Origin of the sequence: Bacillus sp. MMSF_3328, from assembly GCF_030733525.1 — a bacterium.
In the GTDB taxonomy this organism is placed as follows: domain Bacteria; phylum Bacillota; class Bacilli; order Bacillales; family Cytobacillaceae; genus Bacillus_AB; species Bacillus_AB infantis.
In genome coordinates this window covers 31,203-53,405 of the sequence record NZ_JASHIV010000027.1, presented here as the reverse complement: position 1 = coordinate 53,405, position 22,203 = coordinate 31,203, and the positions used below count along the sequence as shown (strand labels likewise).

Annotated in this window: 20 protein-coding genes and 1 pseudogene; 12 read left to right on the top strand and 9 right to left on the bottom strand. The window is 45.6% G+C overall.

Features of this window, described 5'->3' with window-relative positions; genetic code table 11:
- Nucleotides 1-107 precede the first annotated feature (107 nt).
- On the top strand, nt 108-800 hold the full coding sequence (locus RBB45_RS24085; protein ID WP_306010478.1) for a hypothetical protein: 693 nt from the start codon (nt 108-110) through the stop codon (nt 798-800).
- 97 nt (nt 801-897) lie between these two features.
- Nucleotides 898-1,749, top strand: coding sequence for a coiled-coil domain-containing protein (locus tag RBB45_RS24080; protein WP_306010477.1), 852 nt, complete (start codon nt 898-900; stop codon nt 1,747-1,749).
- Nucleotides 1,750-1,835: 86 nt separating this feature from the next.
- Here RBB45_RS24080 and RBB45_RS24075 read toward each other — a convergent pair whose 3' ends face one another.
- Together RBB45_RS24075 and RBB45_RS24070 are read right to left on the bottom strand one after the other, a co-directional pair.
- Entirely contained in the window at nt 1,836-2,576 is a 741-nt protein-coding gene (locus RBB45_RS24075) for a glycosyltransferase family 2 protein (RefSeq protein WP_306010476.1), read from the bottom strand.
- 19 nt (nt 2,577-2,595) lie between these two features.
- Nucleotides 2,596-3,456, bottom strand: a complete 861-nt coding sequence (locus RBB45_RS24070; RefSeq protein WP_306010475.1) for a glycosyltransferase family 2 protein — start codon at nt 3,454-3,456, stop codon at nt 2,596-2,598.
- Between the two features lie 187 nt (nt 3,457-3,643).
- Here RBB45_RS24070 and RBB45_RS24065 point away from each other — a divergent pair, with 187 nt between their 5' ends.
- Nucleotides 3,644-5,173 carry a glycosyltransferase gene (locus RBB45_RS24065; RefSeq protein ID WP_306010474.1) on the top strand — a complete coding sequence of 510 codons (1,530 nt, stop codon included), beginning with the start codon at nt 3,644-3,646 and terminating at the stop codon, nt 5,171-5,173.
- A gap of 595 nt (nt 5,174-5,768) precedes the next feature.
- On the opposite strand, the pseudogene RBB45_RS24060 reads toward RBB45_RS24065, so the two are convergent.
- Together RBB45_RS24060 and RBB45_RS24055 are read right to left on the bottom strand one after the other, a co-directional pair.
- Nucleotides 5,769-7,022, bottom strand: a pseudogene (locus tag RBB45_RS24060) (collagen-like domain-containing protein); the annotation flags it as partial.
- Between the two features lie 203 nt (nt 7,023-7,225).
- Nucleotides 7,226-7,582, bottom strand: a complete 357-nt coding sequence (locus RBB45_RS24055) for a hypothetical protein (RefSeq protein WP_224951889.1) — start codon at nt 7,580-7,582, stop codon at nt 7,226-7,228.
- Between the two features lie 1,081 nt (nt 7,583-8,663).
- On the opposite strand from RBB45_RS24055, the gene RBB45_RS24050 reads away from it, so the two are divergent.
- From RBB45_RS24050 to RBB45_RS24025, 6 genes are read left to right on the top strand one after another with little or no spacing between them, the layout of a single operon-like run.
- Complete coding sequence (locus RBB45_RS24050; protein WP_224951888.1) at nt 8,664-9,785, top strand: DegT/DnrJ/EryC1/StrS family aminotransferase; 1,122 nt, start codon at nt 8,664-8,666, stop codon at nt 9,783-9,785.
- The gene (locus RBB45_RS24045) at nt 9,782-10,420 is read left to right on the top strand and encodes an acetyltransferase (RefSeq protein WP_224951886.1); all 639 of its coding nucleotides are present in this window, start codon (nt 9,782-9,784) and stop codon (nt 10,418-10,420) included. The genes RBB45_RS24050 and RBB45_RS24045 overlap by 4 nt, the downstream gene beginning before the upstream one ends.
- Before the next feature lie 41 nt (nt 10,421-10,461).
- Nucleotides 10,462-11,349, top strand: coding sequence for a glucose-1-phosphate thymidylyltransferase RfbA (rfbA, locus tag RBB45_RS24040; protein WP_224951885.1), 888 nt, complete (start codon nt 10,462-10,464; stop codon nt 11,347-11,349).
- A gap of 2 nt (nt 11,350-11,351) precedes the next feature.
- Nucleotides 11,352-12,308 carry a dTDP-glucose 4,6-dehydratase gene (gene rfbB, locus RBB45_RS24035; RefSeq protein ID WP_148949544.1) on the top strand — a complete coding sequence of 319 codons (957 nt, stop codon included), beginning with the start codon at nt 11,352-11,354 and terminating at the stop codon, nt 12,306-12,308.
- Nucleotides 12,305-13,156 (top strand): dTDP-4-dehydrorhamnose reductase, encoded by an 852-nt coding sequence (gene rfbD / locus RBB45_RS24030; RefSeq protein ID WP_224951884.1) that lies wholly within the window; start codon nt 12,305-12,307, stop codon nt 13,154-13,156. The genes rfbB and rfbD overlap by 4 nt, the downstream gene beginning before the upstream one ends.
- Nucleotides 13,146-13,604, top strand: a complete 459-nt coding sequence (locus RBB45_RS24025; RefSeq protein WP_009790843.1) for a dTDP-4-dehydrorhamnose 3,5-epimerase family protein — start codon at nt 13,146-13,148, stop codon at nt 13,602-13,604. The genes rfbD and RBB45_RS24025 overlap by 11 nt, the downstream gene beginning before the upstream one ends.
- Before the next feature lie 41 nt (nt 13,605-13,645).
- Here RBB45_RS24025 and RBB45_RS24020 read toward each other — a convergent pair whose 3' ends face one another.
- A complete protein-coding gene (locus RBB45_RS24020) occupies nt 13,646-14,875 on the bottom strand; it encodes a glycosyltransferase family 4 protein (RefSeq protein WP_306010473.1) in 1,230 nt (409 codons plus the stop codon).
- Nucleotides 14,876-15,033: 158 nt separating this feature from the next.
- Here RBB45_RS24020 and RBB45_RS24015 point away from each other — a divergent pair, with 158 nt between their 5' ends.
- Entirely contained in the window at nt 15,034-15,738 is a 705-nt protein-coding gene (locus RBB45_RS24015; protein ID WP_224951881.1) for a glycosyltransferase, read from the top strand.
- Here RBB45_RS24015 and RBB45_RS24010 read toward each other — a convergent pair.
- Genes RBB45_RS24010 through wecB form a run of 4 tightly spaced genes read right to left on the bottom strand, consistent with a single transcriptional unit; the run spans nt 15,735 to nt 19,567 of the window.
- A complete protein-coding gene (locus RBB45_RS24010; protein WP_224951879.1) occupies nt 15,735-16,673 on the bottom strand; it encodes an NAD-dependent epimerase/dehydratase family protein in 939 nt (312 codons plus the stop codon). The genes RBB45_RS24015 and RBB45_RS24010 overlap by 4 nt on opposite strands.
- Nucleotides 16,670-17,497: a dTDP-4-dehydrorhamnose reductase family protein gene (locus tag RBB45_RS24005; protein WP_306010472.1), complete on the bottom strand. Its 828-nt coding sequence runs from the start codon at nt 17,495-17,497 to the stop codon at nt 16,670-16,672. Before RBB45_RS24005 ends, RBB45_RS24010 begins: the two co-directional genes overlap by 4 nt.
- On the bottom strand, nt 17,494-18,483 hold the full coding sequence (locus tag RBB45_RS24000) for a polysaccharide biosynthesis protein (RefSeq protein ID WP_009790838.1): 990 nt from the start codon (nt 18,481-18,483) through the stop codon (nt 17,494-17,496). Before RBB45_RS24000 ends, RBB45_RS24005 begins: the two co-directional genes overlap by 4 nt.
- The gene (gene wecB, locus RBB45_RS23995; protein WP_022543807.1) at nt 18,476-19,567 is read right to left on the bottom strand and encodes a non-hydrolyzing UDP-N-acetylglucosamine 2-epimerase; all 1,092 of its coding nucleotides are present in this window, start codon (nt 19,565-19,567) and stop codon (nt 18,476-18,478) included. Before wecB ends, RBB45_RS24000 begins: the two co-directional genes overlap by 8 nt.
- Before the next feature lie 243 nt (nt 19,568-19,810).
- Between wecB and RBB45_RS23990 the strand changes: the two genes are divergently transcribed.
- Both RBB45_RS23990 and cysC read left to right on the top strand, forming a co-directional pair.
- On the top strand, nt 19,811-21,574 hold the full coding sequence (locus RBB45_RS23990) for an SLC13 family permease (protein WP_224951877.1): 1,764 nt from the start codon (nt 19,811-19,813) through the stop codon (nt 21,572-21,574).
- Nucleotides 21,565-22,203 carry an adenylyl-sulfate kinase gene (gene cysC, locus RBB45_RS23985; RefSeq protein ID WP_009790834.1) on the top strand — a complete coding sequence of 213 codons (639 nt, stop codon included), beginning with the start codon at nt 21,565-21,567 and terminating at the stop codon, nt 22,201-22,203. Before RBB45_RS23990 ends, cysC begins: the two co-directional genes overlap by 10 nt.

The following is a 22,203-nucleotide window of genomic DNA, read 5'->3' as shown; positions in this document are numbered from 1 at the left end:
AGTATATTATGAATAAAAAAGAGGATAAAACGTTATATATTAAACATTCCATCCTGTAATTATTATAGTATAGTTAAGAAAACTCCAACAGGGATCTTGCTTCTATAATGGTACGTGCGATAGTCTGCTATTCCAACTCCAGCCGGCAAGGCCAAAAACAAAGAGGGGCCTTCCTGCCGCTCCCTGTCATGAAGAACATGATCAGGGGATTTTTATTGCCGGACACTCAGACAGCCGAGCAGCAGCCATCTGTGCAGCGGCCGGCTGCTGAAAAGCCAGCTGTGCAGCAAGCGCAATCCGGCCAGATCTTTAAACAGAAGGAATCCAGGGCCGATGCCGATATAGTAATGAATTACACCGTCCTCCTTCCGCGAACAGAAGAAACTGTACGTGAAGTCATGATAAACGGTGCATTGTTTATGAAGAATACGGGGAACTCCGCTCTCATTGATCCTGTAATATGTATTAAAATACCGCCGCAAAAAGGAATCTCATTACAAGGCCAGATCCTCCCTCCAAAGATGGTCGAAGGGTTGGCCGTCAAAGGGACAGGGGGGGATAAAGGCTGGAAATATGTTTATGACGATTGGCGGGATAGAGTGAAAGCAAAAGGCGAATATTGGATCACTTCCATCCCTCAGCTAGAAATTTTGCCTGGGGAAACAAATGCTTTCAACGCCCTAAACTTGTCTATTAAAGAGCCCGAAGAGAACTCTTCAATACTGATACAGGCGTTTGTCTATTTTAATGAAGGAAAATACAGATTCTCATCAAGCAACAGCATATCGCTCTCTTTTTAAAACCTGCCACCGGCCAGGTTTTGTTTTTTGTCACACCTGATGTGTGTCAGCATAAGATGGCAATACCATCACAGCCCAGAAAGAAGAGGTGGCATCAATGCTTCGATCAAGCGTGTATAGAGAAGATGATTACCGAATGCTTCAGCAGAAAATCATTCACCTCAACTCCGAACTTTCCCGATATAAAGCAAAAGTAAAAGAATATCAGGATGATTATCATTACAGCCAGTTAGAACAGCTGAAAGAAGAAAACCTGCGCCTCAGGAAGGAATTGGATGAATCAGCGGAGTGTCTCGAAAAAGAAAGAAATGCTTTTGCCCGCAAGCTTGAGGAACATACCAAAAATAACCTTTCCTCCATCAGTGATTTGGAGGAATATATTATAGAACTCGAAAAGGATAGCCGAGAAAGTGACAGGCAGATAAAAGAACTGGAAGAAACGCTTATTTTCCGTGACGAGGAGACAGATAGCCTGCAGGCAGAACTGGAAAAGCTAAGAGAAACTGCCAAACATGAACAGGCAGAATTGATTGACTTAAGAAATGAGCTGGGGGAATCAAAAAAGACTCTAGAAATTAACCAAAGTGAGCACCAAATTATGTTGGCTGAACAAAATAGATTGCTTGAAGAAAATTCTCAATTAGCGAACCAGCATCACTTTACCATGAATGAGCTTCTAAAACTTCAGATGCAACTTAAAGCAGCTAAACAAGATCCCATAGCAAATTCTGAGGCTTCCTCCCCTTCATTCGAGCGCTTAACTGAAGCTTCCAATAATGCAAACAGGCTAAAAGAACTCCAAACCCAGGTATACGAATACTCTGCCTCCATATCCCTATGCCTTCAGCAGATTGCAGAGCTGGAAGAACAAATGGACCTCCTTATGGCTTTAGTCACAAAGCTGGAATCCGGAAGAGCGAGAGCCTCACAAAGCTTTAAACACCACTAGAACACGTGCATCTTCCGGATGCTTTTTTCTCATAAAAAAAGATGACTCCAGGGCCATCTTTTCGACATAATCCTTGACACAGAGCTTCATCTTGACGCTGCTTCGAGCTTTCTTATATGTTCAGCAATTTTGGGCCTGTAGATTTCCTGAAGGGCGGCTATTTCCACGCTGGATACATCTGAACGCAGTTTGCTGCCCATTTTTTCGTGGACCCGATAATGTGTTAATGGGACATCGAGAAATCCGAATTCATAATGCAGAGCGATTCTCATCCACATTTCATAATCCTGTGTATTTTGCAGCTTCTCATTAAATGCCCCTATATTTCTCATTACACTCATATGGGCCATGACGGTTGATCCATTGACTGGGCAAAATTCCTTCAAGTCCCGGTAAAAGGTAAGCTGGTCAGTATATTTTTTATTGAGTGAAGCAGCGATCAGCCTTCCCTGGCTGTCAATCTTATTGAAATTGGTAAATGAAATCATGTACCCTCTTCTTTGCATAAAAGCGAGCTGAGCTCTGACTTTTGCGGGCTGCAATTCATCATCAGAACTCAGCCAGACAAAATAATTTCCCCTTGCATGCCTGATTCCCTCATTAAGGGCTGAAGCCGTTCCTCCATTGCTTTTCCTAATATATCTGATGCCCTTCATATATGGGGCCAGCTGTTCCATATACAGGGTAGAGCCATCATCCACTACAATGATTTCAATATTGGGATAGGTTTGCCTTTGTGCACTTGCGACAGCCCTCCCGACATATTGGCAGTTGTAATACGGTATTATAATTGAAACAAGTACCTTATCAGCAGCCTGATTGATCATAAGTCCCCCTCCCCTCCTGCTATAAGCATTGCAAAATTTGATCAATCCGGTTGATATCCTGGATGTACCTTTCAATGCCAGCTACCCGGAACCGATAGTTTAATAGGCCTTGCTTATAAAGTTCATCCAGGGATAGAAAACCTTTTTCCCTTGCAGCAACCATGAGATCCAGCCATTCACTGAACGCAGACGGACCAAGAACATTATTATTCTGGCTGGCATGAAGGCGGAACAAACTGAGCGGCTCCGGAATATATACAGCCTTGCCAGCTGAAAGAAGGTTTAGCCATGCAGCCATATCATTGAGAAGTGAATATTGTTTCCCGGCAAAAACACCAAACGGCACTTTTAAATCCTCCCTCTTAAACAAAACAGTCGTCGGCTCCCCTATGATATTTAAACATCGGGAAAGGGCCATATCTGCAAAAACTTTCCCATCCATCACCCTGGTTTCCTGGAACAGCCTTTCTGTTGCATACAAAGGAGCCAGCCAATTCCCGGACTCATCAATTGTCTGTCGATAGGAGGTGACTAGCTTTATATCCTGAAACTCCTGAAAAAAGTGCATCATCTTCTCTATCTTGTTCTTATCAAAAACATCATCATCCATCAGATAATTTATATATTCCCCTGAAGCCTTGTCAAACAGCTTATGCCAATTCTTCAAAAATAAGTTTTTCTCATTTCTATAATAGCGGATATTGTCCACACTGCTGAAACAGGATGACACCATCTCCTGAACCCTGCTGTCGGAGCTGTCATCACATATAATGATTTCTATACAGGGGTATGTCTGCTTAAGGGCACTCTCAACCGCTGTCTTCAGGGTATCCGGCCGATTATAGGCAGGAATGAGAATGCTCACAAGGGGCAAAGGCATAGAAAATCTCCTTCCGGTCGCTTATAGATTTCTCGATTTAATTATTCTATTCATAAGCCTCTCCCCATGTTCGGACCTCTGCCAGTATCTGCTGAAAATCCGCCCTTCCCCAGATTTTGCAACAAGGCTGAGGGCTTGCATATAGATAATAGAAGAGTACGCCACTTTATAGAATAGGAGATAACCTATGCAGGATAACATGACCCCTTTGCTGAAGGCTTATTTTTTTGTTGCAGAAGATGTGCCTTTGGACAAAATGAGTACCCTTCAAGCAAAATTGCACGAGGATCATATCTTTACCATTATGCGCGGCAGGGAAGATACTCCTAATGACATCCACACAAAATTGCCGAGAATTTATGTTTCAATCGGCAGCGACTGGAGACAATTTCCGGGACTAATTGCCATGCCAGAACACGAAAAGAAACGCTGGCTCCATTTTAAGTCCCCAGAAGAAATCGAACCTGGCAATCTTTTTTATTGCTGGCTCTCGTCAACGGATCCGCTTCCTGAAGACAAGACCGTGCCGCCGACAAAATTCACATCTGATAAACCGCTTGTATCTGTGTTTACAGCTGCCTACAGATCAAAAGAAAAAATTCAGCGGCCATTTAGATCACTGCTGGGACAGACCTATGATAACTGGGAATGGGTTATAGTCGATGATTCAGGTGATGATGAAGAAACCTATCGGGAATATTTAAGCAAGATGGATGATCCAAGAATCCGCAGATACAGGCAGGACAGCTATAATGGCTATATTGGATCAATCAAAAGATATGCAGCAGGCCTTTGCACCGGCGAAATTCTTGTAGAGGTCGACCATGATGATGAGCTTACTCCCGACTGCCTGGAAAAAATAGTACGTGCCTTCCAGGAGAATCCGGATTGCGGCTTTGTTTATGGAGACTGTTCAGAGGTGTTTGCAGAAAATCTTCATGCCCACTGGTATGGCTGGGACTGCGGGTTTGGCTACAGCGTCTATTACCGGATTTGGCTTCCCTCGATGAACCGCTGGCAAAATATCCTGCGCCATACAACTATTAATGGCAATACGATCCGCCATCTGGTAGGGCTGCCTAACCACCCCCGCGCCTGGACAAGAGAATGCTATCATCTTGTAGGGGGGCATAGGGAAGAGCTTCTTGTAAGCGATGATTATGACCTTTTAGTCAGGACGTTCTTATCTACTAAATACGCCTCTGTTCCTGACCTGCTTTACATTCAGTACAGAAACGAAGGCGGCAATAATTCTACCTTTACAAGGAACAGACAAATACAGATTCTGGTCAGGGAGCTGAAGAACTACTATCACGAACGAATCTATGAAAAGATTAAAAATCTGGATATGCCGGAGCAAGTGCCCTACAGCAGGATCTGGGAGACCGGAACAGACGACCCTGCCAGGAAAACGGCACATATTATTCATGAAGACGATTCGAAAAGATCAATCATATTCCCAATCCCCTATTCATCAGAAAAGAAAGAACATGCACAGCTGTACCAGACATTAAATAAAGGGTTGGATAATGGATTCAGCGATATGGAAGTAATAATCATCGGAGACGTACCTCCAGACATCAATCTCTTCGCCTCCAAAGCGCCTTCCGGCAGCATCCGCTGGTGGCCGATGGAACCAGCAGATCCGATTGAGTTTTATATTGAATACGGCAAGTATTGTGCATCGTGCAAAGAAAAAATCGTATTTATCAGCTAAATTTTCCCTTTTGGTCAGCCTTGATTTAGGCTGATTTCTTTTTTTTCTTCCTGAGGAGAAATCATTACGGAAACATATTAGCCCTGAACCATATATGGAATATCGACTTCTTGGCTTTCATGCAATTCTAAAGCCTTTTTAGCTTCTAAATATTTAAGTCAAAAGGCAGCCATTTTTAAGTGGCTGCCTTTATCATCTATTAAAATTTAATTAAATTCATAAACCTATTATCAGCTATGACAGAAGTTACATTAGTAGCAACTGTGTTAATTACTCTCAATTCATATGTTGAAGTAGTAGTATTTGGGGCTGTATCAATATATGTGTTAGCTACAATAAATCTCTGAATTCCTGCAGATGTTAAAGTTCTATTCAATCCCCTAGTGACTATCAAATCACCGTCCCTATATAATCTTATTAAAGTATTTAGTGTATTATTATTGTTTGCATTTGCTTCTATTGCCAAGGTATAATCGATTTTTACATTTTGGCCAGCTGTAACAGGAGTAGAAACTGAGATAACGGGTGTTTCAGTAGGAGGAGTGACAGGTACAGCGACTGAACCAAAGATATTATTAAAAGCAAGAGCAGACCCTATACCTTGAGGTCCCTGTGGCCCTTGTTCTCCTTGCGGACCTGTAGCTCCTTGAGCTCCAGTTGCTCCTTGTGGTCCTTGTTCTCCTTGCGGTCCGGTTGCACCTTCAGATCCAGTTGCTCCTTGTGGTCCCTGTTCTCCTTGCGAGCCTGTCGCTCCTTGAGCACCGGTTGCTCCTTGAGGGCCTTGTTCTCCCTGAGGACCAGTTACACCTTGGGCACCGGTTGCTCCTTGAGGGCCTTGTTCTCCCTGAGGACCGGTTGCTCCTTGGGCACCGGTTGCTCCCTGAGGGCCTTGTCCTCCCTGCGGACCTGTCGCTCCTTGGTCACCAGTTGCTCCCTGTGGTCCTTGTTCTCCTTGCGGTCCGGTTGCACCTTCAGATCCAGTGGCGCCTTGTGGTCCCTGTTCTCCTTGCGAACCTGTCGCTCCTTGTGGCCCTTGCTCTCCTTGAGGACCAGTTACACCCTGTTCCCCTGTTGCTCCTTGAGGGCCTTGTTCTCCCTGAGGACCATTGACACCTTGAGCTCCTGTTGCTCCTTGTGGTCCTTGTTCTCCCTGAGGTCCGGTGACACCTTGAGCTCCTGTTGCTCCCTGTGGCCCTTGTTCTCCTTGCGGACCTGTCGCTCCTTGGTCACCTGTTGCTCCTTGTGGTCCTTGCTCTCCTTGAGGACCAGTTACACCCTGTTCCCCTGTTGCTCCTTGTGGTCCTTGTTCTCCCTGAGGACCAGTGACACCTTGAGCACCGGTTGCTCCTTGTGGTCCTTGCTCTCCTTGCGGACCAGTTACACCTTGGGCACCGGTTGCTCCCTGTGGCCCTTGTTCTCCCTGAGGACCTGCCGCACCTTGAGCCCCTGTCACGCCTTGTGGGCCTTGTGCACCCGCTGCACCTGTGGTCCCTTGCGGCCCTTGAGCTCCCTGGGATCCAGTCACGCCTGTAGCCCCTTGTGGCCCTTGAGCTCCCTGAGTTCCAGTTGATCCTTGGGGCCCCTGAGCTCCTTGATTAGATCCATTAGATCCTAATAGTTCATCAGAGACAAGAGCGTGTGCAGCCACCAGCTGCCCCGAAACATCTCTGCCCCAGACAGATACTTGAGTGTTTGCTTCAGCCGGTCCACTTGTATTAAAGACGAGTTCAAACGCATTTAGGTTCGCAAAATATTCCCGTGTCACTACCTGATTTGGAGCAAGGATCACTTGTTCCCGAATATAAGCAATTCTCGAACCATTAAGGCTGTATCCTTGAATTAAAACCATAGAAGAATTTGCATTATCCCTATTATCAAGCTTGATTAAAACCGTCCTGGTAAGCCTCGCTCCTGCAACCGAAGGATTAGCTATTGGACCTGTGGAAAGTACCGCCAATGTCTTCCCTCCTTTTTCCTTATTAAAAACATGAATTGCCCATTGCAATTCATGTTTCTGTTAATGGCTTAAGATTTTTATAATTTGATAAGCTTTTAAAACTGGCCCAAAATTTCATCAGATACAAGCCGCTGTGTGAAAGTGATAGCACCCGATGCTGATTTGCCCCAAAGAGAAATCTGGGTGTTGGCTTCCGCTGGCCCGCTAGTCGTAAAGACAAATTCAAATGCTTCTACATTTCCAAAGTATGTTCGGGTAGCCACCTGATTTGCTGCAAGGTTCACCACTTCTGAAACATAAAGAGTTCTTGTCCCATTTAAAATGTAGCCCTGAATAAGGACTGAAGAAGCACTCGCGGAGCTTCTGTTATCAGCAATTACAGTAATTTGTGTAACCTGCCTAACACCGCCAACTGCTGGGTTTTCAATTGGTCCTGTTGAAATGACTGACATATACCAAACCTCCTTCTATCAAAATATTTCATTAACCGTCAGATCCATGTTCGTTATCAAGACATCTTCTTTGTAATAGATGGTAAATTTTATTTAAAAACCTTCTATATACTTGACTGGCAATATATCTTATTAACGAGAAAAAAATACTCTCATTTCTTCCTCACCCCATAGTATTCATTCTTTGGTTTATGTGAAGCACTATTAGCCTATTTTCTAAAAATAAGGCAACCCTTAGAAAGATATCAAGCCGGTGCAGCTTCCAATTAAAAAGGAAGTTGCACCGGCTTTCTTAAGGCCATTCCATATCACTCTATCAGCTTTCCCTTTGCTCTTAGAACCTTCAAGAAAATCGGGAGCCACTTGAATCAGTTTTTAAAAAGGGCTTATGTAATCATAAGTATGGTAACCACCAATATCCGAAGGATCTGTCGTTTCATCTCCAAACAAAGGAGCAGCTTCACCGAAAATGCCTCAGACCAGCTTGCCGTATTCCGGAATTCTGGCTGTTTATTGCACTGAAAAGTCCCACATCGACAAGCTAAAACGAAAAGGAGTCCCAAGAAAGACTAGAAAATTACTGCTTTCCAGTTCTTAAAGATTTCTGGTGCATCTCCTATACCCATTTCATGTATTATTCTAAAAAAAGTAAGGACCGCTCTGGTGAAGTTTAAGAGGACCTTTCTCTTAATAGATGATTTAATACACAATTTATGTAAGTATCCCCCTCCATATACGCAAATGCATCAAAAAAAGTGATGTGATGAACTTTTGCAGGGAAATCATCATAATATAATATGGTGAAAAAAGAGAGTAACCAGCCTCAGCTTCAATATCTCACCCTTTTACAAGTACCTTAATCCGCAGTGCTTCTATGGGAATTTAAGCGTCAATGAATGCAAGGCTCTCTTCCCTAAAAGCACCTAACCCATTGTTTTGTTGGATACTTCATGAAAAGGTCGTACATTTAACCCTGTATCCTTGTTGGAGTGGTCAATTTAGTGGCAGCTTACCTTCTTCAGTTCTTGACGGCGACTCTTCCCTTTCACATATCCAAGAAACGGAGATGGTCCGGATCCTTATGAAAAACATTCCGTTTTTACAGCCAAATCTTGTTAAACTGGAATCATATTCACATTATTTTGGACAAATTGAAAAAACAAGAAAGTACAGCAACTACGGCCCTTTAAACACCAGGTTCGAGGACAGGGTTCTGGCAGAGTATTTTGAAGGAAATGGCGGAGCACTTACAGTGAACAATGCTACCATCGGCCTTATGCTGGCAATAAGCGGCAGCATGCGCAAAGAAGGCCGCTATGCTATCATGCCAAGCTTTACCTTCTCAGCAACGCCCCTGGCGGCCATGTGGTGCGGACTGCAGCCTTTTTTCATTGATGTTGATGAAGACAGCTGGTGCATGAATGAGTCCCTGCTTGCAGAAGCACTGGACAATCTTGGGGACGAGACAGCGGTCGTTGTCCCATATGCGACCTTTGGCACTAATTTAAATTTAGATTACTATATTCAGCTTCATGATTCTGGCATTCCTGTAGTGATTGATGCAGCTCCCTGCTTCGGCTCCCTCGGCAAAAAAGGCGCATTTTCAAGAGACTTTCCGGGAGTAAGTGTATTCAGCTTCCATGCAACCAAGTCTTTTGGAATAGGCGAAGGCGGCCTGCTGTACAGCGGGAACAAAGGCGTTATACAGGAGCTCAGGAGGGCAGGCAATTTCGGCTTTTCTGCAGAGCGGGAATCCGTCCAGCTGGGAATAAACAGCAAGCTGTCAGAATATGCAGCAGCGATAGCCCTAGCTACATTGGATGCCTATCCGGCAAAGGTGCAGGAACGGCAGGAGATTTATAAATGGTATAAGGAAGCTTTTCTGTCACTGCCGTCCCTGAATAATTGGAAGCTGCAGCACACCGAAGGCACAATTGCCCATCAATTTATGCCCGCCCTTTGTCCTGAAAATGAAAATAGTGAGCTGTATATCAAGCTGCTGGCAGCAGACGGCATTGAAGCGCGCACCTACTTTTCCCCTGCCTGCCACCAGCAGAAGCTATTTTCTCCATTCAAAAGAACTGGAATGCCGGTAACCGATAGCCTTTCGGACAGGATCCTCAGTCTCCCCCTCTGGGAGGGAATGGAAAAAGAGGATGTCCGCAGGGTTGCTGGCGTTCTTTCGAAAGGACTCAGCCAATGAAAAAGCTGATCCTTTGGGGATGTGGCGGCCATGCCCGTGAAGTGCTCCATCTGTGCGGGCAGTTAGGCATAGAGGTAGAGGGTTTTCTGGATGAAAGGCCAGAAATGAAAGGGCATTTTGTCGATGATATCGAGGTGCTTGGAACATTGAATGATATCCTGCATTTAAAAGACCAAGCAAATATTCTGTGCTCCAGTGTAGGAAATCCTGCTCTTAAGAAAAGATTCTCAGAAATGACCCGAAGGGCAGGCTTCCAATTTGCCCCGCCGCTTATACATCCTGGTGTTTATATTTCCAAAAGGAATAAAATCGGCTCCGGTTCGATTATATGTGAAGGAACCATCATGACAACCAATGTCACGATCGGTGACCATGTCATCATCAACCGGGGTGCGAACATCAGCCATGATAATAAAATAGAAGATTATGCAACCATTGGCCCCGGAGCAAATATAGCCGGAAATGTCACGATAAAGGAAGGTGCCTATATCGGCATAGGCTCCTCGATCATAGAAAAAGCGGCAATCGGATCGTGGTCCATTATTGGCGGCGGTGCCTTCGTAAAGGATGATGTACCGGAAAAGTCTTTATATGCAGGCGTGCCTGCAGTCTTTAAAAAGAGGCTGGAAGAATAGCACTCTGGGGAGGTCTGCAATATGTAAAGGATGTGAACAGCATGAAAGGCATCATACTTGCCGGCGGCCATGGCACACGTCTCTATCCGCTGACAAAAGCAGTTTCCAAACAGCTCCTTCCTGTATATGACAAACCATTAATCTATTACCCCCTTTCCGTTCTGATGCTGGCAGGAATAAAAGAAATTCTTATTATTTCGACTAAGGAGGATATCCCGCGCTTTCAAAGCCTCCTTGGAGATGGTTCAAAGCTTGGCATCAGCCTGAGCTACATCATCCAGGCGGAACCTGAAGGAATCGCTCAGGCATTTGTCATCGGCGAAAGTTTCATCGGAAAAGATTCTGTTTCTTTGATTCTCGGAGACAATATTTTTTACGGCCATAATTTTACCAGAATCCTTGAACAGGCCGTGAGCAGTAACAAAGGAGCGACGATATTCGGGTACCAGGTAAAAGACCCCGAGCGTTTTGGCGTGGTAGAGTTCGACAAAGACCAGAATGTCGTGTCACTTGAGGAGAAGCCGCTGAAGCCGAAATCACAGTATGCCATAACCGGACTGTATTTCTATGACAACCAGGTGGTCGACTTTGCAAAAAGCATTGAAAAGTCGGCCAGGGGGGAATACGAAATCACCTCGGTTAATGAGCTATATCTAAAGCAGGGTACCCTCAGGGCTGAGCTGCTTGGCCGGGGTTTCAGCTGGCTGGACACCGGCACCCATAAATCACTGATGGAGGCCTCTTCTTTTATCGAAACGATCCAGAGCAGACAGAATATCCGTATATCATGCATTGAAGAAATCGCCTACAGAAAAGGATTTATCACCGCAGACCAGCTGCTTGATCTTGCTAAGCCTTTAAAGAAGAACGACTACGGCCAATATCTTGAAAGGCTCATTAAATCTGATTCTACTCAGGAAAGGAGTTAGCCATGGAACTTCTAGTAACAGGTGCTGCGGGATTCATCGGACTTAATTTCGTCCATCTTGCCCTGAAAGATCCTTCCGTCAGCGTTACGGTCATTGACGCACTTACCTACGCCAGCCATCCGGAAGAAATGAAGAAACTTTACAGTCATCCCCGCTTCCGTTTCATTAAAGGCAATATTGCCAATGAACAGGAACTTGAAATGGCCTTTGACCGGCACTATGACAGCATCATCCACTTTGCTGCAGAATCGCATGTCGACAACAGCATCCAGAATGCCAGCCTGTTCATTGAGACCAACATAAGCGGCACCTATCAGCTTCTATTAAATATGCTTAAAGGCCGTGCGGCAAAAATGATTCATATATCTACGGATGAAGTGTACGGGACCCTTGAAGCAGGCCAGTCCGCTTTTACAGAGAATTCCCCCCTTATGCCGAACAATCCTTATTCTGCAACCAAGGCAAGCTCCGACCTCCTTGTCCGTTCATTCCGGGAAACCTACAAGCTTCCTGTCATCACCACTAGATGCAGCAATAATTACGGACCCTACCAGCATAGCGAAAAATTCATACCGACCATTGTGCGCAAAGCGCTCAATAATGAAAAAATCCCGGTATACGGGGATGGTCTGCAAATCAGGGATTGGCTTTATGTAGATGATCACTGCAGAGCCATTCGGCTGATTCTTGAAAAAGGCAGACTGGGCGAAGTCTACAATATCGGCGGAGGCAATGAAAAGACAAATATCGAGGTTGTGAAGCATATCCTGGACCTCCTCGGGAAGCCTGACAGCCTGATAGAATATGTGGAGGACCGGAAAGGCCATGACCGCAGATATGCCATTGATTCTTCCAAGCTCCAGTCTGAACTGGGATGGAAGCAGGAAGCTCCGCTTGAACAGGCACTTGAAAGAACCGTTGATTGGTATAAGAGCCGGCTGAAAGGATATGCAGGATGAAAGTTGCGATTACAGGAGCTGGCGGCCAGCTGGGAAGGGAGCTGACTTCCTCACTTGCCCGGCTTGGATGCAGCGTATTACCATTTTCACGGGACGAGTGGGATATTACAGATGCATATTCCACAGCTGAGCGGATGAAGGAAGTGGCGCCGGAAGTGCTGATCAATGCGGCAGCATTTACGGCTGTCGACCTCTGTGAAACCCAAAGAGAGGAAGCATTCCTTATCAATGCTATTGCTCCTTTTTATTTGGCGCGGGAAGCGAAAAGGCTGCAGGCCAGGTTCATTCATATCAGCACAGACTATGTTTTCTCCGGTGATCAATCCGTCCCGTGGGAAGAACAGGATCCTCCTTTCCCCCTTAATGCTTATGGAGAAAGCAAACGGGCCGGTGAAACACTGGCCATGGCTGCCAATCCGGATACCCTGATTATCAGGACTTCGTGGCTTTACGGACATGGCGGCAAGAATTTTGTCAACACCATCGCCCGGCTGCTGCAAACCGAAAGCAAACTGGAGGTCGTAAGAGACCAGATGGGCTCTCCTACCTACACAAAAGATCTGGCCGAAGCCGTTTATTTTCTTTTAGAGCAGGCTCCCGGCATTTACCATGTTTCCAACGGGGGAAGCTGCAGCTGGTTTGAGTTTGCAAAGGAAATTGCGGCATTTTTAAAAAGCGGTGCAGAAATAGAACCCGTTTCGACAGAGGCTTATGGCCTTCCTGCCCGCAGGCCGCCATATTCGGTGCTTGGCAATAAGAAATTGAATAGCTGCGGGTTTTTTATGAGGAACTGGAAGGATGCCTTGTACGACTATTTGGCAAAGGAGGCTGAAAGTGATGCAAATTGAGGGTGTCATAACGAAAAAGCTAATCAAGCATTGTGATGACCGCGGATTTTTTGCAGAAGTGGTGCGCGATGATGAAAACCTTTTGTCCCATTTCGGCCAGCTTTCCTGGTCGACCTCCTATCCAGGAGTGATCAAGGCCTTCCATTATCATGAAGAGCAGGATGACCTTTGGTTCTTTCCATCAGGCAATGCGCAGGTTGTCCTGTATGATCTGAGGGAAAACTCGAGATCATTCGGTGAAACCAATGTGTATTATATGGGTGAAAATAATCCCATGATTCTCCTGATTCCCAAAGGAGTAGCCCATGGCTACAGGGTGCTAGGCAAGAATCCTGCTACGGTCGTGTATTGTACGACAAAATCCTATAACCCTGCTGCACCAGATGAAAAAAGGATCCCGTGGGATGATCCCTCCATCGGATTTGACTGGGAGACCAGAAATAGATAGCAAAAAGAAGCTGGCCCTTTCATATAAAGGCCAGCTCTTTTTTATAGATGCTTTAACGCGATTGCTTTGTTGAACATGGAAAGAATGTTAGTAACCAAAGAATCATAGCTCCATTTTGCTTTTGCCCAATGAAGGGCACTCACACCCATCATAAGCCGTTTTTTATCATGCTGCAGGAGACTTCTGAGCTGCATAAACAGCACTTCGCTGTTTCCTGCAGGGAAGATCATGCCATTCACCTGGTGCTGGACCATCTCGGGCAAACCGGCAGCATCACTGACAATAACCGGCAGGCCGGCAAGCTGTGCTTCCATGACAGAATGGGGCTGTGTATCCTGTAGCCCAGGCAGGACGAAGATGTCTGCACTATTCAAGTAGGGCAGAACATTTTCGACTGTGCCGAAGAATCTGACAGAACCATCAATCCCAAACTTTCGGCATGCCTGTTCTAATTCTGCTCTTATACTTCCCTCGCCAAGAATCCAGCATTCCCAGTCCTGCCTCTCCCTAGAGAGTTTGCCAAGCGCTGGTATTAAAGAGTGCAGACCTTTTAAAGTGACAAGCCTGCCCGTAAATAGAATGACTTTCTTTCCCCTTTTGTTTAGTTTTCCGCTTCCTTGAATAGCCCGAATAAAGCTGTCAGTTTCCATCCCGTACGGAAACTGCATGACCTTCTCAGCAGGCACCTGTGAGCCATCAATGATTAACCTGTTCATCCATTCGGATTGTGAATGGATTAAGTCACTGGAGTTATAGCCCAGCCTTTCCAGATTATGAAAGAAATTATACACATCAGTCTGGAGAAGTTCCTGATCTGGCGCACCTGGCCGCAGGCTCTTCAGATAGTGAAAGATTTCGCCTGATAAATATCCATGGGCACTCATGACTAGCGGTACTCCTCTTGGCTTAATCCTGCTGATGACGCCTGCTGACATAGCGTCCTGCGCATAAATCACATCATAGCCATCCAGCCCGTAATGCAGTGCAGCCAGCTCCAAGAAGCCCCTGGATATTTCTGTCTGGAAAATATAACTCCCCGTATTCTGTTGTGGGTAAGCCCTTTTTACCTTTTCATATAAACCTGCTGACACCTGCTGTTCTGTCAGCTCCTCTGGCTGTCCGAGAATCCTGTAGTTCAGGGTGTCCTGATTCAGGCTTAGAATGGTAATGCTGTGCCCCATACTTTCCAGGCGTTCCTTAAGCTTTGAAACAAATGTCCAGATCCCACCCGGATACGGGAGGGGATAGAAGGAGGTAATCAAGATTTTCATGTGACAGCCCACCAGGCAGTATACTTTCTCATTCTAAACATCCTTTCTCTTTTCCGTCTATGCCCCGCCGGCCGGAAGCTAAGGCGGCGCATACCCTTCGATTCTCTGGCGTATATATAAAACAGTCTATTGTTAATTTATGTTAGGGGGCACTTACAATGACACAGCCTAAAGTGAGCATTATCATTCCTTTTTATAATGATGAATATATAGCCCAGTCCATTTCGAGTGCTGTTAATCAAACTTATCCAAACAAAGAAGTTATCGTTGTCAATGACGGTTCAGACAGGCATATTGAAAAAATAGCTCCTTTCCGTGACAGGATCATCTACCTGGAAAAGGAAAATGGCGGAACAGCGAGTGCGGTCAATTTGGGCATCCGGCATTCGACCGGGGAATATTTTTCATGGCTCAGTTCAGATGATCTTTTTGATTTGCGTAAAACAGAACTGCAGATGGCATATATGAAAAAGATAAATGCCAGTGCCTCTTATACAAACTTCCATATTATCAATAATCAATCAGTCATTATACAGCAATCTGCCGGAAAGACCATCTTTGATAAAAAGGCCTTTTATTCTTTTTTAAGAACATCCTGCCATATTAACGGCTGCACTGTGATCATGAAGTCCAGTCTGTTTAAAAAAACTGGGTTATTTAATGAAAATCTTTTGTACACCCAGGATTATGACATGTGGCTCCGCGTGCTTCATCATACAGATTTTCAATTCCTGAATGCTCCGCTGGTCCATCACAGGCATCACGAAAACATGGGCACCATAAAGCATCTTAATGAGTTATGGGCAGAATTTGCAGAAGTCAGTAAGAAATATGACACTTTTCTTTTAAGCAAACTGCATTAAGACATCCCCTTCTGTTCCTTGGAGCTCAGCCTGCCTTCATTGATTAGAATGTCACGTTGATAGTGTAATAGATCCTCAAAGGTTTGCTCTCTGCTTATTTCCGGATTCCATCCCAGCTTCTGCAGTTTTCCTGGATCCAGTGAATACCTTTCAGAATCCGGATCAGCGGATTTGCTGTCTACTTCAAAATCTGTTTTAGCACACGCTTTTAAATAGCCGGCCACATCCCCTAAAGTAAGGGAGGATCCGGATGAGACATCATATATTCCTCCCCGCTCCCCTTTTTCCAATATGAATCCATATGCCCGAACTGCATCCCGAACATCCAGGAAATCCCGGCTCGATTGCAGGCTGTTTACGTAAAGCACTTTTTCCTCAAGCCCTGACTCCATCCTGGCAATCCTGCTTGCAAATAAAGAGCAAACTCCATTTGAATTCCCAGGGCCGATCAGATTGCAGGGCTTAGCAATCATCACATCCATTTTGAAAAGAGACTCCCATGCCCGGGCCAGTGATGTCTGCATCGACTTTGTAAGGCTGTAGGGATGCGGATGATCTTCAGAGCAGCTCTGCAGCGCAGAACCTGTGACCAGCACCCTGGCTTCAGGCTTTAACCTGCGGAGTGCTTCCAGCAGATATAGTGTTGAAAGCACATTCGCTTCAAAGGAAGAAGAAGGATCCTCCCAGGATTTCCCTACATGGTTTTGGGCTGCCAAATGAAGGACATACCCGGGATCGGTTTTTTTGACAAGCTGATCCAGAGAATTTTTATCAAGCAGATTGCAGATTTCTATCTGATCTGCCTCGCTTTCCTGCAAATTTCCGCGATGCACAGAAGCTGCTGTAAAAAAACCCTTTTTCCTGAAATAAGAACAGGCATGCCTGCCTGTGAAACCTGAAGCTCCTGTAATAAGGATTCTCTTTGCGTCTTTCAATGTCTGTCCATCCAATCTTTCAGCTCAAGGATCATCTCGTCATAGCCAGGGACATGATAGTCAAAATCTGTTCTTGTGTTCACAATGGTCCTGTCCAGCACAAAACCGCTGTCCGGAACGATATCTACTCCGTCCTTATTAAATATCGCCTTGAACAATACAAGCAGATCATGCTTTGATATTTTCCTTTCGCCGCCCAGATGGCACAGGCCGCTAAGTCCAGTTTCAATCATGCCGCGCACTGCTTTGGCCAATTCCAGTGTTGTGACGCCGTTCCATAAGGCTTCCGTATACCCATTGATCCTGCCTTGCTGCTTCATGAACCATAAGAACAGCCCGATTCCGTCATCCTTCAGCTCAGGTCCGATAATGCTGGTCCTGACTGTCAGGTGCCTGCTGTCCACAATTTCCCCTAGCTGCTTGGACTGGGCATAAATCGATGTCCCATCAGGTGTATCTTCTTCCTTATAGCTGCCTATCCCGCCGGAAAACACGCAATCTGTACTGATATGGATGAGCCTTCCCCCATAGCGTTCTGCAAACCTTGCAATCTGGTGGGGCAAAAGGCCGTTCAGCTGAAAAGCGAGCTTGGGATTCTCAGCTGCCTGGCCATTCAACAGGCCGATGCAGTTGATGATGATATCAGGCCTATGCTGATCTATTACTTTTTCCAGCATGGGTGAATCCGCTGCATCCAGATAAAAGCCTTCCCTATCAGCACGGTCCCTTGTGGTAAAAAAAACCTGGTAATCAGTGTTTTCCCTAAGATAGGCAACCATCATATGGCCTGCCATGCCCCTTCCCCCAAGGATCAGTATCTTCACTGAATAAAACCGCCCTTCTTCAGGATTTCTTTGATTTCTTTCCGGCCCATGAGTCCTTTGCTGGAATTATAGGTTTCCAGCTCAGCAGGCTTACAGTCTGAATAGGCTTCTTTCAGCCCCGGAATATGGATGGGCGGCAGAATAACAAAGTATTCCTCGTCAAAAATGACCGTTGTGCTTGCTTCATACTCAGAAAGAAGGAGCTCATGGATCTTTTCACCCGGCCGTGTCCCGAGCACTTCGATCTCGATATCCTGCTTCCCGGCTTCATCTGCCAGCACATAAGCCAGGTCCAGTATTTTACAGGCAGGCATCTTCATAACAAAGATTTCACCGCCCGCACTTTCTTTTGTCGCCTTGAAAACAAGCTTGATTGCGTCCTCGAGAGTCAGAAAGAACCTTGTCATCTCCAGATCTGTAATGCCGATTTTCCCTTTTGACCGAATCTGCTTTTTGAATACATGAATGACGCTTCCGTTCGTTCCAAGCACATTCCCGCCGCGTATGCATACGAACTTTGTGTTAGTGGGAAGCGTATTGGCATGAATGATAAGCCGTTCGCCCATCGCTTTTGAGAGCCCATAGAAATTAGAAGGATTGGAGGCTTTGTCCGTTGAGATATAGATAACGCTCTCGACATTATTATGAATGGCCGCGTCAATGACATTTTGAGTGCCGTGTACATTCGTTTTCAAGGCTTCAAGTGGCTGATCCTCACAAACAGGGACATGCTTAAGCGCCGCCAGATGGAACACAAAATCCACCCCGCAGCAGGCCTCAGTCAGTTCATCCTTTTCTTTGATGTCGCCAATAATAAAATGAAGGCGGGGATTATTGTCAAACTCCTGCTTCATGGTGAATTGATTGGATTCATTCCTTGAAAAAATCCTGATTTCCTGCGGGCTTTCTTCAAGAAGCTGCCGGACAAGCTCATATCCCCATGAACCAGTGCCCCCGGTCACCAAAATGGTTTTATCCTTAAACATTTTTCATTCCTCCCAATAGAACTTTAATGACTTTATCAGATACAAAAGGCTGTTCATATCCGACCGGAAAACTCCAATTCCTGTCAGAAGCAGCCATGACCTCCACACACCTCAGGATGTCTTCAGCTTTCAGGCCTGAAACCATATTACTTCCGCATTCAATCGTTTCCGGCCGCTCCGTTGTTTTTCTAATGGTTACTGCAGGCACATGGAAAAGGCAGCATTCTTCCTGGACAGTGCCGCTGTCGGTAAGTGCACCAAAAGCATTTTTCTCCAGCTTCACGAAATCAAAGAAACCAAATGGATCATGAAATTCTACCAGGGGATGCATATCAAGTGATTCTAATTGCGACAGCTTCGACCTGGTCCGCGGATGGATGCTGCATATCATGCGGAGCTGGAATTTCTGCGCCGTAAGATTCAGTCCTTTCATGATTTCCTTAAGCCGATCTGCCCGGTCAACATTTTCAGCTCTGTGGATAGTCGCCAGGAAATAGCTTTTTGGTTCCAGTTTTAATTCCTCTAGTATCGGACTTTGATTAATTTCGCTTTTATAATGCTGAAGCACTTCATATATTGGATTTCCTGACACGATGATTCTGCTGGAAGGAATTCCTTCCCTCAGCAGGTTTTCTCTGCTTTGAGGCGTATAGGGGAGATTATAAGTAGAGATTGCATCAATCACTTTGCGGTTTTTTTCTTCAGGCACTTCAAGATCAAAGCAGCGGTTGCCTGCTTCCATATGAATGACAGGGACTCCCATCCTCTCAGCTATAATGGCTCCAAGGCCGCTGTTTGTATCCCCAAGCACAAGGACACGGTCAGGGCGCTCGGCAAGGATGAGTTTCTCAAGTCCCGAGAATATCGCTGACAGCTGTTCCCCGAGAGAATGCTGCTTATCCAGGAGAATAACATCAGGCGTTCTCACCTTCATTTCCCGAAAAAACACATCACTCAGATTGCCTGTAAAATTCTGTCCGGTATGCACAAGGATATGCCTGCTGCATAACTGATCCAGCTTGTTGATGATAAGGCTCAGCCGGATGATCTCCGGTCTTGTACCCAAGATGGTCATTACTTTCATGGTTTTATTCCACTCCCTGTCCTGCATTCCCGAAAAACACAGTTATATAGTTATTAAAATATGCTTGTATAGTTTGTTGGTTCTAGGCATCTCTATCAATTTGATTCAGGGGGCATACGCCCTCCATGACTAAGGCAATGAACATGACTGCAGAAGAAGATGCTCCTGCTAGGTTCCTGCCATGTACAATCCTGATATACTCTCATAAAATATTAAAACTCATGATTTCAAGGAGAATTGCCGATGCCCTTTTCCGCTGCTGTTCTTTGTGTATTGCTGGCCATCATGTTCTTTGTCCTTGTCAAAGAATGGCTGCCTGCTGAAATGACCGTTTTTTCAACCCTCGCCCTCTTGATTGTCAGCGGCATCCTGCCCGCCGGTGAGGCTTTATCCGGCTTTTCCAACACAAGCGTCCATACCGTAGCCCTCTTATTTATAGCAGGAGCTGCCGTCTCAAAAAGCGGGCTGATACAGGATGCTGCCGGCAGATTTCTCAGCAGGAGCAGGACTGTACCCGGAGCATTGTTTCGTATCATGGTGCCGGTAAGCACTGCCTCGGCTTTCATTAATAACACTCCATTGGTGACTCTTTTTCTTCCTTTTCTGCAAAAGTGGGCAATTGAGAACAGGATCCAGCCTTCAAAGGTGCTGATCCCACTTTCATATGCTTCCATTCTCGGAGGGACCATTACACTGATAGGCACTTCTACAAACTTATTGGTTAACGGGCTCATGATTGAGAGAGGCGGGGAAGGATTCCATTTGTTTTCTTTTTCCGTCATCGGGGTTCCTATAGCTGCAGCTGGCATTCTCTATATGATTGTCTTCGGACACCGCCTTCTTCCCGACAGGTCGCATAACATCCAATTGTTTGAAGAAGAAGAGCATCTTCATATTCATTATTATGAAGTGCTTAAAGACTCCCCTCTGGCCGGAAAAACGGTGACAGAAGCTTTACTGCGGAATCTAAACCATTTATTCCTGATTGAGATCATCCGAGGTGACACAGTTAAAACTCCAGCCGCCAATGATGAAGTGGTTCAGGCTGGGGATCTTCTGGTGTTTTCAGGAGATCCCCAAAAAGCGCTCCCTTCCGTTCATCTTCTAGGGCTTAAGCCCTGGCCGGCCGGACCCTCTTCCCACTCTGAACGGAAAGGGAGCGGATTATTTGAAGTGGGAATTCCCCCTGGTTCCTTTCTCGTCAATAAAAGAATCAAGGATATCCATTTCCGTTCAAGGTACCAGGCTGTCATTGTGGGTGTGAAAAGAAAGGGAGAACTCATCTCCAGCGGCTTTGGCAGCCTGACAGCTGCCCCGGGAGATACCTTCATCCTCCTGGCAAGGCAGGGTTTTGGCGAAATATGGGCGGGCAGCGACGATTTTTATTTTATCTCCTCCTCAGCTGCAGCTAAAAACAGCCGGAGGCAGAAGCTCTCAGTATCGCTGATCCTTGCAGGCTTTATCATATGCTCGCTTATTCAGGCTGCACCCATTTATCATCTGGCTCTCCTTGCAGCCGCGCTTATCATTGCAACAGGTACACTGTCTTTTTCAGAGGCACTGAAAGCAGTGAATTGGCGGATCATTATCTTGATGGGAAGCTCCATCGGCCTCGGAAAAGCAATTGAATCAACCGGCCTTGCATCACAGGCCGCTTCATTTCTCCTTAAATGGCAGGATGAGCTGAGCTTGCTTGGCATTATTTGCATCTATTATTTGCTTACAATGCTCATGACCGAAATCCTGAATAATTTGGCTACAGCGTCCCTGATGTTCCCGATCGGCTACACGATGGCAGAAAGCCTGCAGATAGATCCGGCTATGTTTGCCATGCTTACTGCCGTTGCCGCTTCATGCAGTTTTTTAACCCCTATCGGCTATCAGACCAATCTTCTTGTATACGGTCCCGGCGGATACAGATTTACGGATTATATGAGAGTCGGACTGCCTTTAAGCTTCATTTCAATGGCAGCCGCCATTACCATGCTTTATATTAGATGGCTTTAGAAAGGAGTGTTCCTTTGAAAGAGAAACATATTACCTGGCACTGCTCAGCCATAACCAAAAGTCTCCGGCAAAAGCAAAATGAGCATAAAAGTGCTGTCCTTTGGTTTACCGGGCTGTCAGGATCAGGAAAATCAACGATTGCAAACGCGGTCCAGGCAATGCTTTTCAAACGGGGAATCCAGGCCTATTTGCTGGATGGAGATAATCTGCGCCACGGCATCAATGGAAATTTATCGTTCAGCCAGGAAGACCGGAAGGAGAATATCAGGAGGACTGCCGAAATGGCAAAACTCTTCTCAGATGCAGGCTTTGTCGTGCTTGCATCGCTCATCTCTCCCTATAAAGCAGACAGAAAGATGGCCAGGGAACTGATGGATGAAGGGGAATTCATTGAGATTTATATTGACTGCCCTGTAGAAGAATGCGAAAAGAGGGATCCTAAAGGACTGTACAAAAAAGTCAGAAATGGCGAAATCAAAGGATTTACCGGCATCGACGATCCCTATGAAAAGCCCGAGAAGCCTGAGATCATTTTGCATACAGGAAAGCATTCTTTGGAAGAATGCGTTCAATCCGTAATGAAGTATTTAGATGATGTTTATGAACTGAAGACTTTTAAAGAGGAGTGA